The 14,303-nt window shown below is 42.4% G+C and carries 9 protein-coding genes; 5 read left to right on the forward strand and 4 right to left on the reverse strand.

Features of this window, described 5'->3' with window-relative positions; translation table 11 throughout:
* Nucleotides 1-9 precede the first annotated feature (9 nt).
* The 4 genes from ACEW9J_RS02290 to ACEW9J_RS02305 form a co-directional block, all read right to left on the reverse strand.
* Nucleotides 10-1,206 (reverse strand): AAA family ATPase, encoded by a 1,197-nt coding sequence (locus tag ACEW9J_RS02290; RefSeq protein ID WP_373543530.1) that lies wholly within the window; start codon nucleotides 1,204-1,206, stop codon nucleotides 10-12.
* 238 nt (nucleotides 1,207-1,444) lie between these two features.
* On the reverse strand, nucleotides 1,445-5,794 hold the full coding sequence (locus tag ACEW9J_RS02295) for a hypothetical protein (protein ID WP_373543531.1): 4,350 nt from the start codon (nucleotides 5,792-5,794) through the stop codon (nucleotides 1,445-1,447).
* A 79-nt stretch (nucleotides 5,795-5,873) separates the two neighbouring features.
* Nucleotides 5,874-7,763, reverse strand: a complete 1,890-nt coding sequence (locus ACEW9J_RS02300) for a TnsD family transposase (protein WP_373543532.1) — start codon at nucleotides 7,761-7,763, stop codon at nucleotides 5,874-5,876.
* An 84-nt stretch (nucleotides 7,764-7,847) separates the two neighbouring features.
* A complete protein-coding gene (locus ACEW9J_RS02305; RefSeq protein WP_373543533.1) occupies nucleotides 7,848-9,617 on the reverse strand; it encodes a DUF262 domain-containing protein in 1,770 nt (589 codons plus the stop codon).
* Nucleotides 9,618-9,812: 195 nt separating this feature from the next.
* Here ACEW9J_RS02305 and ACEW9J_RS02310 point away from each other — a divergent pair, with 195 nt between their 5' ends.
* The 5 genes from ACEW9J_RS02310 to ACEW9J_RS02330 all read left to right on the forward strand — a co-directional run bounded on the left by ACEW9J_RS02310 (nucleotide 9,813) and on the right by ACEW9J_RS02330 (nucleotide 14,193).
* Nucleotides 9,813-10,061, forward strand: coding sequence for a hypothetical protein (locus tag ACEW9J_RS02310; protein WP_373543534.1), 249 nt, complete (start codon nucleotides 9,813-9,815; stop codon nucleotides 10,059-10,061).
* Between the two features lie 17 nt (nucleotides 10,062-10,078).
* Nucleotides 10,079-10,216, forward strand: a complete 138-nt coding sequence (locus ACEW9J_RS02315; protein WP_373543535.1) for a hypothetical protein — start codon at nucleotides 10,079-10,081, stop codon at nucleotides 10,214-10,216.
* Between the two features lie 59 nt (nucleotides 10,217-10,275).
* Nucleotides 10,276-10,611 (forward strand): DUF433 domain-containing protein, encoded by a 336-nt coding sequence (locus tag ACEW9J_RS02320; protein WP_373543536.1) that lies wholly within the window; start codon nucleotides 10,276-10,278, stop codon nucleotides 10,609-10,611.
* On the forward strand, nucleotides 10,605-10,955 hold the full coding sequence (locus ACEW9J_RS02325) for a DUF5615 family PIN-like protein (protein WP_373543537.1): 351 nt from the start codon (nucleotides 10,605-10,607) through the stop codon (nucleotides 10,953-10,955). Before ACEW9J_RS02320 ends, ACEW9J_RS02325 begins: the two co-directional genes overlap by 7 nt.
* A 304-nt stretch (nucleotides 10,956-11,259) precedes the next feature.
* The gene (locus ACEW9J_RS02330) at nucleotides 11,260-14,193 is read left to right on the forward strand and encodes a DUF1156 domain-containing protein (RefSeq protein ID WP_373543538.1); all 2,934 of its coding nucleotides are present in this window, start codon (nucleotides 11,260-11,262) and stop codon (nucleotides 14,191-14,193) included.
* Nucleotides 14,194-14,303: the final 110 nt, after the last annotated feature.

The raw sequence follows: 14,303 nt of genomic DNA on the forward strand, positions 1-14,303 counted from the left end.
CTAAATGCATCAATTAGCTCCCAAAATTTCTGCATTTAGCTGCGTTAACAGCGTATCTTCATACACCTCGCCCGCACCCATAACGGTCAACTTCTCGCGCATTCTAGGTATATCGAACAATCGGATCGCCTGAGTCGCCCCAATCTGATTTTTGTAGATATAAATAATTCCCGCGATCGCAACATCATCTTCTAGGTAATTTAAAACCATCGGGCTATGAGTAGTAATCAACACTTGTGGAGCGGAGTCAACTAATTCATCCACCAGGAACTCAATTAGTTCTGGATTAACACCATTTTCGATTTCATCAAGCAACAAAAAACTTTGCTCTTTAGATAGTTGAGCAAATACTGCCAACATCCGCAGAAATCCATCAGCTACATGTCGAGCTTCCGTCTTGACGATCGTATCTCCAAATTGCTCTTGAACGGTAAGGCTTTTCCAACCAGAGCGCAGCGATAATATATCGAGATGCCGGAATCGTGGATAAATTTTAGCCAGTTTTGCTTGAATACTAACTCGCTTTGCTTCCCCAATTTCATACAAAAATGCCGAGAGCTTCTCACCACCTAATCCTAAGCTATTACCTGCGTCTCTAGTCCTTTGTCTAAGCAATTCGGGAGCTAGTAAATCGAGGGCATGTAGATCGGTGAAAAATTTCTTTAGTTGAAGTAATTCGTTAGGTAGTTGAGATTCTTTAATCAGTGATATTAAAGAGCCTTGGTAATCAAAGTTTATCCCTCCGAACATTGAAAGCTCTCTTGCTTGATAAACTATAGGTATATTCGGATAATCTTTTCTCGTTTTGAATTCATCATATAATTCCCAAATGCTATAACTACCATCTTCTACTTTTAAGATCGTGTTTTCATCCCATTCTACTCGTTCGTTAGTGCAGTGCAAGGTTTGACGATTAAAACTAGCAGACCATTTAATCTCAAAATCATCAGGATGGATTAGCAATACTTCAAAACTAATGTTTTGCTTTCGAGTCAGCTTTGAATTAAGGTCAGATGCCTCCCACTGTCGCTTCTTCAACCAACCAATCAGATCGCCTCTAAATTGTTGAGATAAAAAATCAAAGAATTGCAATACCGTTGACTTACCCGAACCATTAAGTCCAACTAAACAGTTAAATTTAGCCAATGGTAATTCAAAGTTGTCTAAAGATTTAAAGTTATAAACTTTGATAGATTTAATTTGCATGTCCAACCCTCATCCAGATATATCTACTTTAAGCCATTAATGAGTATTTGCATGGGATCGAGTACTAAGCTGCCAGATATATGTTTATAGAGTTATAGAAATCGATCGATCCCATGCGTGGAATGCTTACAACCCAGTATCGATCGACTAAATTTAGTTCGATCTCTCTAATATTTACTGAAACTGGGTTACAAGCAAAGCAATCTAGAAGCTACTCGCAATCTCATCAATAGAATTTTCAATCTACGTTGATTTTTTTAGCTCCCCACGCTTGAATTACATCATTATGGTGGATTATCTCTAGTGCTGTTTTGGAGCGAATCACTATTGATTTATAGTCCCGAAACATCCTTTCTCCTTTTTCTGACAACATCGCAAACGTAGATGATGGTTCACGAAATATCCGTACACCCCAAACGATAGCTAATTTATTTTTCTTCAGGTATTCATCCATAATATCCTTTCGGATAACGAGAACATGAAAACTATTGTCTTGGATGTCTTGTTTTAACGACAAACAAGTAACATCTCCAGCATCATTGATAAAGCGACCACTTTGAAAATCTACTATTTTTAAGTGTTGACATAGATTGCTCGTAGGAATCCATTCTTCTACTTCAGTCTCGGAATTCTGCCAGTGGAATTTACAGCTTGTTGCTCTAGCCGCGACCTTTATATTTTCACCAGATCTATCTTTTAAGATCAAATCTCGATCGCATTCTATGTCCTGTATCCACTTTGCCCACACGACCTCCGATGGATCTTGATAAAATTCAGCAGACCTGATTCCTCCCTTGAATTCATGAATATCCCGCCATGTATTTTCATCTACCATCCCATTTCTAAGCGAGGGTAGATGGGTCTTGGATATTGTGAAGCATGATGTCCATAAAGCTGAAACAGATTGACTATCATCGTTTATAAAATTAGCAAATGACTGTAGAACTAACCACTCATGTTGTTTAGCATCTTCAGGAAGACAAGATGAATCGATCTGAATCAATGGCTCGACGGGTGGCAATGCTGCCTTTTTGACCCATTCATTAGATCGATCGGTTTGCAATTCACTCAATAATGGAGCATCTGGAGATAAATCTGGAAATGGGAGAATTAGATATTCTTCGTCCAATTTGGGCTGTCTCAGATCTGTTGCTGGATTATTAATTTCCACCAACAGACTTAATGATACAGGTAGGTCAAATGGTCGATCGCTATCATCGTGTGCTGGTAGACAAGTAGCAAGAATCCCAATTAGTTCGTTAATTGCCAGCCACACATACTTTTCAGCAAAAGTCAATACTGAGCTTCTTTCTCCATGAGAAGCAGACGAGTGCTTTCTTACGATTGCGATATCAGCACCTACTATTTCACCATCTTTTCCTCCATTAGGTTTGCCATAAAAAATATCTTCCGACCAACCTAGTTGATTTATATATGCTCTAACAAACCCAAATGTAAACTTACGAGCGTTTAAATCTGGTAAATTGTAAGTTTGTGAATATATCTGGATGAAATCTTGAACAGATTCATAAGGTTGAGGATTAAAGACAAAATCTTTTATAGAACCAAAGAATGGTTCAACCGCATTAGGTACAACATACCAAGCAAGATCGCCATCAATTGGCGAGTATCCACCATGATCGTGTACATTTAGTGCTGCTTCTCGATCGATTGCTAATAATTCATTCGGGTCGATAGTAAAATTCTCAACATAATTTAGCTGCTGCTTGGTTATTAAAACTCCACAAAGAGAGCATCTCATAATAATGCTAGTTGCACAGTGCCTTACTACCGCATTCCGCGCATCCCCAATACTATTCGGCTTAAAGAAGAAATCGACAATCCAATTACATAAGTCTAGCCAAGTTTCATCTGGTCTAACTAGACAAGCTGCACCATACGCAGACAGCATTATGTCCTCTCTCATCTGAGGGTCGTTAGTCTCCAGTGCCTTCTCAATTAGTTTTAGCAGTTCGCTAGGCTTATTATGACCCCACTGAGCGATACTCGATCGAATTCTGCGACGATTCCCATTATTTACAGTAGTGGTAGCCCATGCCAACAACAAAGGTGCCGAATCCCATTTATCATCATCAGCTAGATCTAATGTTTCAAGTACTGGATTTCTCGCAGTTCCCTCCCACTTAGCACCATGATTATGAGGAATATAGTATGGCCCAGACCATAATAAATCCCGATCTGCTACGCTCAATGGTAATAATGTTTCATGGACAAAATTTGCACCATATGGATGATTAGGAATTCTTAAACATGGTTCTACCAATCTTCTCAAAATCTCCTGACAGGTTGGCATATCACGAATGAATAGTTCCTTTACCCATTCAAGATATTTAATACTATGGTTAGTAGCTATCATTGATAGAACAGTCAATTGAATATTTTCTCTTGTTTTTGAATGAATACTATCAGCCCACAACTTAGAATTGTAAAAATCGAATCCCGTTTCACAAAGTAAATTTATCGAAAGCAATACTGCATCTGAATGTTTTTCTAAGTATGCTGGTAAGCTTAGATATCTATCTGGATTATCTTTGACAGAGGAAAATGCTTCGTGTGCTAGCAAAAAATCTGTTATGCTTTGTGATGCTAAATCCCAAGTATATGTATCTCCAGCGAGAGGATCTTCAAGGTTGTATTGAGTTCGTTTGAGTAATAATCCTCGATCGCTACACTGATTTAATATTTCTAACAACTGATATCGAGATAGTAGCCCACAAGAAGCTTGTGCTTTATCAGCTATTTCTAATATTTCCGGTTCTGATATACCGCCTACTCTATCGAGACAATTTCTAGCAATCGCCCTTAAAGAACTTCGTACTGGAGTAATTCCATTAGGGAAATTATTTTTATCACTAATCTCTATTTCGATACAATCTATCTTTTTGCTAATCAGCTTAACTAGAGAAAAATCTTCCAAGACAACACTATGGATACTTTGACCCTTGTAAAGTTCCGCAAACAACTGAATAGCAAAGGGTGTCTGCAAAGCCCATCGAACTAGTGATGGACACTGGATCTGGTTAAGCTGACAGTAAGATTCAAATATCTTATCCAAAGGAGCATCAGAATCTTGAATGATTTGACAATCAAAATTACTCCCTACTCGATCGTTGATGCACTCAAATAAACTTCCACGAACAGAGAAAACAAATAGTAAACGTGGATACTTCTGAGATAGTGGAACGATTTCACCGATTTTGTCACCCCATTTAATCGATCCTGTCGTTTCATCAAGACCGTCAATCGCAATTAGAATACGAACTGGTGAAGACTGATTACCATTAACAGCTCTAACTTCAGACTGCACCGCAGTAGCACTTAGCGCATCACAAACCTGCTGTACATTCCAACTAGGCTCTCCTACTGCTGTCGCAATTATCCGATCCCAGCTATGACTGAGGTTTATATCTTTAGCACGAATTAATATAGCTGGCTTATTCTGCTGAATGTGCTGCTCAACGGTATTTACGAGGGCATGAGTTTTACCAATTCCTGGCTCACCAACATAAATAACAGGACATCCTAACCGATTGAGTAATCGAGGTGTAATTTTTCTATTATTCCAGCATTCAACTGTATTCTCTAGCTGCTCACGAATTTTTTTAGTACTGTTATATCCTTTCTCTGCATTTGAATCCTCTTCTGATAGTATGTCAATTAATTTGTAAATATATGAATAATCCAGATTTACTTTTTTTGAATTCGATTTGACTGGAAAAGAATAATTATTAGAAAGTAATTTATCTAATTCCTCTTGCTCTGCAATCGCTTTACTGATAGATTCTCCTACTTGAAATATAATATCTGTCGCATTAGGATTATTATTTACTTTTTGATACCTATTTAGCCTCTGAAGATTAAGCTGAGATTTTTTTAGTAAAGCTAATACTTTTTTAACCTCCTGTAACCATTCATCCCCAAAACATTCAGTACCGTTGAGCCGCAAGTTCAGATCGTCTTGAATTTGACCACATTGATGCTGAAGAGGATAATATCTGTTTGCTAGCCAACCATGTTGAGCTTGGGCAAGCTTTAACTTCATAGATTCTAAATCTACAATTGAACTTTCAAACCAGAAGCGAGTTAGCCCTTCACTACCCAATTCTGCCAATAAACTAGTTAAGGTTGTTTCATCCCATAAATCGATAGCTATGTTGGGATAGTCCGATCTAGCCGTACTCACAAAATTATTCCACCGATCGCGTTCTGTTGTTACAGTCTTACCTTTTCGTCTAACATCACCTAGATCTCTAGGAATAGTGACGATATATCTAGTTAATCTTGGCCTAACAGTTGCCGCAGTAGTTAAAGAGCTTTTGATTTGAGTTATCTGTGAATCTTGTAGTGGCTCTCTAAACCATTTTGCTTGCAAACCAATCAGATCGCCATTATTTAGCAATGCGTAGGCTTCAACACCACCATCACCACCAGAGCCATTAACAAATATCACTTGCTGTAGCGATGAGTCATATTCACGGCGACACCAAAGCTCAAAGATTATTCCAGTTAAAGATTCAAAGGCTCTTGTGGGAGCATCGCCATGTAAATTAAATCTCGACCAATCCACAGCTCCCTCACATTTACTTGAAAACTGTATTCGCTGAAAAAGGACTGCAAATACAAAAAAATATTTTGAATCAGGAGGTTTATTTTACTTCCTCCTCTAATGAACATTTTACTCGATCGCTAATATTTCCGCCCAATCCAGCCAATCTCATCACGCGCCAACTCACCATCGGTTCCCGCCTCCGATCTAATTCCCCCATCGCCCATCTAATCCGCCGAATCTGGAAATCCTCGATCGATTCCATTACTGTTGCAAGATAATCTCCAGTCATCGGCATTAAATCCAAGTGTTGCTCCAGCAATGCTAATAAACCGATCGCTTTACCAATTCCACCGATTGTCAACCGCTGCGGTTTTTCTGCCTTGAGCATCGCATCAACAGCTAATTGGACTCGATCGAGTACTTCGAGATCCCGTTTGACCCAATCCACTCGCTCATTTGTCGCCGTAGGTTGCTGCAATGCTGGAGAATTACCGTTGAGCCAATCTCGATCGTGACGATAGAGCCAAGCATAAGTAGCTGGCGAAAGTTTCCGTAGCTCGGTTTTCGTAGCATCAGGATATTGCAGTTGCAGGTTAGTCCAATCCTCTCGCTGTTGTGCAGGGATGAGCGATCGATCCACCGATTGAATGTCATCCACAAAAGTGTTTTCAGCGATCGGCTGTACTGCTCTTTTCTCCCAATGGCTCTCAAGTTTGAGATTAGACACATACCGCTTCACCGTCCTAGTATCCACGTTGAGTTCTCTCGCAACGGCTCTCAATCCCAATTTTTGCTGTTCCACCAGCTCTCGCAATCTTTGCTGCCACAGTTCGCCAAACTCGACAATCTTGCCGATTTTATATAGATCCTCTTCACTCTCATCAGGGCCAGTTCGACAGTAAATCATCCCACAATCGCAGGAGAATACCCCTAGCGGTCGTTTGTTTTCCAAACAGTGGGAAATCTTCAAATCGGTAATCACTGGCTGGCGATAGTGATTTGCGGCGGGATTGAGACAGATCCAAGGTGCTTTTCCAAACGGCTGATATTGATACTTGGTAGTGAAGAATCGATTTACTGAATTGGTTAGGAATCGAATTAATAATAGGTGTCGGATTGGATGAAAGGATTTGTGATGCTTGCGGGTAACTTCAGACAGCCATTGAGAATCACTGTTTTCCTCTAAGCTAGAATCGAGTAAGGTGAGCAATTCCTCGCTGTAAAATAATCGAAAATCTCGATCGAGTCGAACTTGGCGAACGCGCCCATTGCTGTTGGCATATTCCCGATCGATTAATAGCGATCGATATTGCTGCTGAAAGTACTCTGGGGTATGAGCGGCTAAATTACAGTTGAGTAGCCACCAAATATCTGTAGCGAGGGTTTGAAGCTGCTGTTTCGTTCTATCGCTATATGTATCGCACGGCTCAACTACAACACTGTTATCGCTACTCGCCGCATAGTACTCATGGCGATTGAGTCCTTGGAAAGAAATAGTGCTGTCTTGGAGTAGGGTGGAATGTTCTGGGCAAATAAACACCCCTGTAATTTGGTGCAGCCGATGCCAGTAGATTTCCCCATATCGATCGAGATCTTCTGCATTGCATTGAGGGCAAAAGCGGAAATATCTGGGCGTAGCGATCGCACTTGCCATGATTCCGGCTCTGGTATGAATATTCTGACCGATGTTAGCCTTCATCGACTTTTGAATCAATCGATCGCGTTGCGGTGGCAGGAATGGTCGATAAAAGGGATAGAGGGTGTATCGATCGATTAAATCGGTAACAGAGTTAGGAAAGAGGTGCTGGAGCTGCTTGCTCAAATAATTGAGGTTGGATGGAAGATCTGGAGTGGCGATGGTAGTGGTAGAGCCGAATAATTCTTGCAGCGTAATTTTGGGGCTGATATTACCACTGCGAATATGGTAACGAGCGATGATGCTGTAGAGCAGTTCGTCAGGGTAAGGTGTAGGGAAAAAGCCCAGCATAAAATTAGGACTTACCTGTTGTGGTTATCTAGCTCAGGGGATACCGGAATGTTTATCACTTTCAACCAATCGGGAAAGGCTACATCAACGAGATTTGCCTATTGCTTTGTAAATCATCGTCATCAAAGCCTGTTGACGTAGATGGAAGAAGCTCTCAAAGTCATCATTACGAAGACAATCGGGATCGATTAAATGAGAGCGCAAGATCCGATCCAACCGCTCTGGTGAAGTCCCCATCTCCTCTATTTTCTGTAAATACTTACTTGGAGCCATACTTCCGAGTACCCGATTGCTTCGCATTGAGAGTGGAGTTTTGTTGACAAAGCAGTTGTACCGTTTGCTTTCAATCTGCGATCGATCGCACCATGCTCTGGGGAAAATATGATGAACATCGACTTTCTCCTCAAAGTATTTCGTATCGGTAATCTTCTCCCCTGTGATAAAGTCCAACACTCCCTCATTTCTAAGCAAAGCCGCCACCGCTTTAAAAATTGCGCCTCTTCGATTCCGTAAAGTTAATAGCCAAGATTCGTCAAATAAAGCTTGTTGAATCGTCATCGGTTCGCTGCCCCCATCGATCCAATCGATCGTTTCGATTAAATCTCGTGCTGCTCTGCTGGTTGGCGAACCTGAAAAAGATTCACACAAAGCACCACACCAAAACCACTGCATCAATTGACTGCGGACTTTATCAGCCGCAACACGCTCTTTGAGTACGGTACAGATTGCCGCCAGAGTCACTAATTGCATCGGATAGGGTAAATCTGCCGCCTCAAACATTTTGTGCCCATGCAACAACCGAGCGACATCTTCAAACCCCACGGCAACTGCATCAGCCCAGTGTTGATACTCCGTATGAGTCAAGTTCAGAATTTCCCGTCCCGTACAACCAACTCCATGTAATTGCTCTCTAGCCTGATGAGAAGTTGCTTGGAGGTAACGCGAACGTCGGAAATAAGTACTAATTAGGCACACTGCTTGGAGAAAATCACCGCCCTTCACTTCTTTGAGTAAAGGCTGCTGTTGAAAACGACGTTCTCTTTCTTCCCAGTCTTCTCGTAGGGAAAAGTTATCCGCTGCAAAACTTGCGGTGATTAAGTCAAATAGATTCAGTGGTTTATTCGAGGAATTGGTGTCTTCAAACACCTGACAGACCGCTTCTTTGGATAATTCCGATCGCAATTGAATAATCGGCAGTTGATAATACTCGAAGTTCTTAATTACCCGACTTTCAAACTCATCGAGGACTTCTAGCTTGGCGGGTTTGTAGTCCCAGAAGCGGCTATACTGGCTACGCCAATTGGAATAGTTGAAAATCTGGGCGAGGGGAAAAATATCTGCGGCAAATTCTCGATCGGGTGTGGATAAATCCAGGACAACGTTTCCATATTCCCGCAGGATGCGATTTTCAGTGAGAGAGACGATCGCTTCGGCTCTGTCAATACTGGGGAAGCTCAGGGCTTTTTGGATATCGATATAGTACCAACGGCGATCGAGTTTTTGGCCACTCCGATTTTTGGTAGTAACAGGTTGTTGGGAAAGGAGGGCTTGATAGAGACTAGTCAGGCGTTGTTGTCCGTCGAGGATGAGTAGGCTAGGCGCGATCGCTGGTTCGGCACTGATTCCGGCTAACGAACGAGGTTTGAAGCGAAGTTGAGAATGACTGAGTTGGAAGGTGGTAATCGCGCCAATGGGATAAGCAAGGGAAATACTGCACAGGAGCCGAGATATCCGTTCTGCATTCCAGACAAAATCTCGTTGGAAGTCTGGTAACTGGACTTTACCCTGTTGGATACCACGAAGTAGATCCAGCAGGGCTTCTTTGTTGATATCGAAGGTGGAGATTAGTTCCATATTGCGTGAGGGATGAATCGACAGACATGTTTAAAGGTTTCTGGTGGTGCAATTTAGATCGCAATATCAGCACAAACGATCGATCTCTGTGATGCTGAGAATCCAGTTAAAATGTCTTATTCAAAATATTAGCACTAATTAACACCGTATTAGGTGCAGAAATGTGATAATTAGATGTAACTAGTAACTTTAAGGATGCAGGGGATTACTATGGTGCAAGCAGTAAATACGGGGATTGATGAGTCTGTGAGCAAACGGATCAACGTCACCTTGCCGGATTCGGTGGTGGAAGAATTGGAACAATGGGCGGATAACCAAGGACGCTCTCTAGCTAACTTGGCAGCTTTTTTGCTGGAGTCATCGCTGAAGGAGGCAAAGGCGAAGGGCGAAATTCCGACGCAGGAGTTTCCAGTGCAGCTAAAAAAACCTCGATCTGATAAATAGGAAATGGATCGATGTGTATGTCGATCGCAATACAAGTTATGAGTTCGATCGACGATCCTCAGCCAATACAAATGTTCGCCGTTGTATCGAAAAAGTTAATCGATCGAGAAAATATGCTGGCTTATCAACAGGAGCTAGACCCAGAGATATGGTGAACTCCACCTTAATCTTTGAGTTATGATAATTGAAGCGGTGTATAGTCAGGAATGCAAAAATGCTGTTAATCGTAGCGCAACCTATACCGATCGAGATCGATGTCGATGGTGTCGCCAGAGTAGGTAAAACACGAGTAACCCTAGATACTGTCGTTGCTGACTTCAATCGAGGTGCAACTGCGGAAGAAATTGTTTACCGATATCCGGCTCTAAAATTATCGGATGTTTATAGCACTATTAGTTTTTATCTAAATCATCAGGAAGAAGTTGCTGAATATTTGCAACAACGGCAACAGCAATCTCAAGAAATTAGACTCGTCAACGAGCATAAATTCGATCCCCAAGGATTGAGGGACAGATTGCTAGCCCGTCGAGCAGAAAAATTGATATGTTGAAACTGCTGGCAGATGAAAATTTTGACAATACAATTCTGCGAGGGTTATTACGTCGTCAACCAGATATCGATATTATCCGCGTTCAGGATACCGAATTATCTGGTGCAAACGATCCAACTGTATTGGCTTGGGCTGCTCAAGAAAATCGAGTACTGTTGACTCATGATGTCGCGACAATTACTCGCTACGCTTACGATCGCATTGCTAAAGAGCAAACAATGCCTGGAGTGATTGAGGTAATATCGGGTTCCCAAGTTGGACGGGTAATTGAAGATATTTTACTGCTGCTGGAATGCTCCTTGGATGGTGAGTTGGCAAATCAGATTTATTATCTACCTTTCTAGAAATTAATCAAACACGGGACTGAGTGCGGAATTAGCTGAAGTACTTCTCGATCGATTATCCTCAGCTAATACAACTGTTCGCCGCTGTATCAAAAAAGTTAATCGATCGCGAGAATATGCGGACTTATCAACAATTTACATGTTCAATAATAATTGAATATTTCCGTAAAATTAGCATTTATTATTAAATCAATTAGTGCTGTGGTTTCGATTTCAAGTACTAATAAATATCTTCAATTAAAACAGTAGCTACTAACTTTAATTTGGGTACATTACATGAGGTAGAGATATCATTTACCATGTTATGTATCGTAAGAAGTTAATTGAAGTCTCGGTTCCATTGGAAGCGATTAATGCTGAGTCTGCTCGTGAAAAATCGATTCGACATGGGCATCCTAGTACATTACACCTGTGGTGGGCGAGACGACCTTTAGCAGCTTGTCGGGCGGTATTGTTTGCTTCGTTGGTGGACGATCCGAGTGGGTGGGTCGATAAGTTTCCGACCAAGGAAGCACAGGATAAAGAACGCCAAAGATTGCACGATATTATCGGTAAGTTTGAGAATGAATCCTCGACCTCGGTACGGGGATTGGTGTCTTGGGATGATATTAAAGATAGTCGGGTAATTGAGGAAGCACAGAAGGAAATTGCTCGATCGCTAGCATGGAATAATGGTGATGAACCACCCACGCAGCCTGAAGATGTCCGCAAGTATCTGGAAGCAAAGGCTCCAAAAATTTATGACCCGTTTTGCGGGGGCGGTTCGATACCGTTAGAGGCGCAGCGATTGGGTTTGGAGGCACATGGGAGCGATCTCAATCCGGTGGCGGTGTTGATTACGAAGGCGTTGATTGAGATTCCGCCAAAGTTTAAAAATCTGGCTCCGGTTCATCCGGTGGTGGCTGCTGTTGATGGTGAGACACCGAAGAAGGGTAAGGGGAAGAAGCAAGCCGCAGATACGCTGAGTTTGCAGTTGAGCGGTCAATATTTTGGGGCGCAGGGTTTGGCTGCGGATGTCCGGTACTATGGGCTGTGGATGCGGGATCAGGCGCAGAAGCGGATTGGGCATTTGTATCCGCAGGTGGAGTTAGCGACGGGTGGGGAGGCGACGGTGATTGCTTGGTTATGGGCGAGAACTGTTAAGTGTCCTAATCCAGCTTGTGGGTGTCAGATGCCGTTGGTAAAGTCGTTTGAGCTATCGACGAAGGAGGGTAAGGAAGCTTGGGTAGAGCCGATTATCGATCATAACCTGACTCCGCCAGAGATTAAGTTTGAGGTTAAAGCGGGTACGGGTAATACTAGAGCGGAAACTGTTGGGCGCAGAGGAGGAATCTGTATTGCTTGCGACACGCCTGTTAGTTTAGATTACATCCGTAGTGAAGGCAAAGCTGGACGAATGGATGCTCAACTGATGGCGGTTGTAGCAGAAGGAAATAGGAGCAGAGTTTATTTATCGCCCAGCGATGAAAATGAAGAAATTGCTAATTCTGCACAACCATATTGGAAGCCTGAAGCAAACTTACCTCGCAATCCTCGTAATTTTAATACCCCTATTTATGGACTAGATACATTTGATAAGCTCTTCACACCGCGTCAACTGGTTGCTCTTACAACATTTTCTGATTTAGTAGGGGAAGCTAGAGTCAAAATCATGGCGGATGCGGTGGGTGCTGGGATGCTGGATGATAAGTTACCACTCAATGATGGGGGAAAGAGTGCAACTGCCTATGCTGATGCAGTTGCGACTTATTTGGCGTTTGCTGTCGATCGATGTTCTGATTATTGGTCATCTGTATGCACTTGGAATGCGGTAGGGGAAAAGATGCGAAACACTTTTGGTCGTCAAGCAATTCCAATGGCTTGGGATTATGCAGAGTGTTATCCTTTTAGCAGTTCTTCAGGGAATTTTAATGGTGCAATTGAGTGGATTTCTAAAGTTGTTAATATTGCATCCTGTAATGCTAACGGGTATGTTAAACAACTAGATGCAACTACCTCAGATCTATACGGTAACTCGATTGTTGTATCGACAGATCCACCCTATTACGATAATATTGGCTACGCTGACTTATCAGACTTTTTCTACGTCTGGCTCAAGCGTTCAATCGGTTCAGTTTATCCAGATCTTTTCAATACACTAGTCGTTCCTAAAGCTCAGGAATTAGTTGCAACTCCCTATCGTTTTGGTGGTAGTCAACAAAAAGCAAAAGAATTTTTTGAAGCAGGATTATATAAAACCTTCCAACGAATGCGGGAGATGGCGCATGAAGGTTATCCGCTAACTGTTTACTATGCCTTCAAGCAACAAGAAACTGAAACTACTAAGGATAATATAAATACTGCTTCAAGTGGCTGGGAAACCATGCTAGAAGGGCTGATTAGAGCAGGTTTTACCATTACTGGTACCTTGCCCATGCGGACAGAATTAAACAATCGCATGGTTGCTAGTAGTAGTAATGCCTTGGCATCTTCGATCGCTCTCATCTGTCGCCCTTGCCCAGTAGATGCAGTATCGATTACCCGTCGTCAATTTCTCAAAGAACTTCAACAAGAACTACCACTAGCGATCGCCAATCTTCAACAAGGTAATCTTGCACCTGTGGATATGGCACAAGCAAGTATCGGCCCAGGGATGGGGGTATTCTCCCGTTACAAAGCGGTGCGAGAATCCGATGGATCGAAAATGCGGGTACGCACGGCTCTACAACTGATTAACAGAACACTGGATGAATTCCTGAACGAACAGGAAGGGGAATTTGATGGTGATACCCGTTGGGCGTTGACATGGTTCGAGCAACACCAGTATGAGTTCGGAGAGTATGGTGAGGCGGAAACTCTATCTAGAGCTAAGTCTACCAGTATCAAAGGCTTAGAGACTGCGGGGATTCTGGCGGCGAAGGGTGGCAAGGTGAAGCTGCTGACGCGCCAGGAGTTACCAGATAAATGGATTCCAGCCGAAGACGAGCGGATTCCAGTGTGGGAGGCTACCCAACATCTGATTCGGACGCTGGAGCAGCAGGGAGAAGTCGGTACGGCAACGTTATTGATGGAACTGGGCGATAAGGCTGAAAATGCGCGGGATTTAGCTTACCGACTTTACAGTATTTGTGAAGCAAAGGGTTGGACGACGGAGGCGATCGCGTATAACAGTTTGGTTAGTTCTTGGTCGGAGATTTCGCGACTTTCTCTAGAAATTAAACCACCAGAAACCAATCAGCAAGAGCTAGATCTGAATTAGTTCATAGAATCTCGTAGGGTGTGTTATCGCGCCAGCGTAACGCACCGCAGATTTAAAAAATTACGATCGGTTCGGTTTCGATACAAGCAATTGGATGTATTATCGGCGAT

This window comes from Chamaesiphon sp. (assembly GCF_041737865.1).
Classification (GTDB): domain Bacteria; phylum Cyanobacteriota; class Cyanobacteriia; order Cyanobacteriales; family Chamaesiphonaceae; genus Chamaesiphon.

Coding starts and splice junctions, on each gene's coding strand:
- ACEW9J_RS02310 (WP_373543534.1), top strand. CDS start 9,813: ATGCAGGGGATTACTATGGTGCAAGCAGTAAATACGGGGATTGATGAG.
- ACEW9J_RS02300 (WP_373543532.1), bottom strand. CDS start 7,763: ATGCTGGGCTTTTTCCCTACACCTTACCCTGACGAACTGCTCTACAGC.
- ACEW9J_RS02330 (WP_373543538.1), top strand. CDS start 11,260: ATGTATCGTAAGAAGTTAATTGAAGTCTCGGTTCCATTGGAAGCGATT.
- ACEW9J_RS02305 (WP_373543533.1), bottom strand. CDS start 9,617: ATGGAACTAATCTCCACCTTCGATATCAACAAAGAAGCCCTGCTGGAT.
- ACEW9J_RS02325 (WP_373543537.1), top strand. CDS start 10,605: ATGTTGAAACTGCTGGCAGATGAAAATTTTGACAATACAATTCTGCGA.
- ACEW9J_RS02320 (WP_373543536.1), top strand. CDS start 10,276: ATGCTGTTAATCGTAGCGCAACCTATACCGATCGAGATCGATGTCGAT.
- ACEW9J_RS02315 (WP_373543535.1), top strand. CDS start 10,079: ATGTCGATCGCAATACAAGTTATGAGTTCGATCGACGATCCTCAGCCA.
- ACEW9J_RS02290 (WP_373543530.1), bottom strand. CDS start 1,206: ATGCAAATTAAATCTATCAAAGTTTATAACTTTAAATCTTTAGACAAC.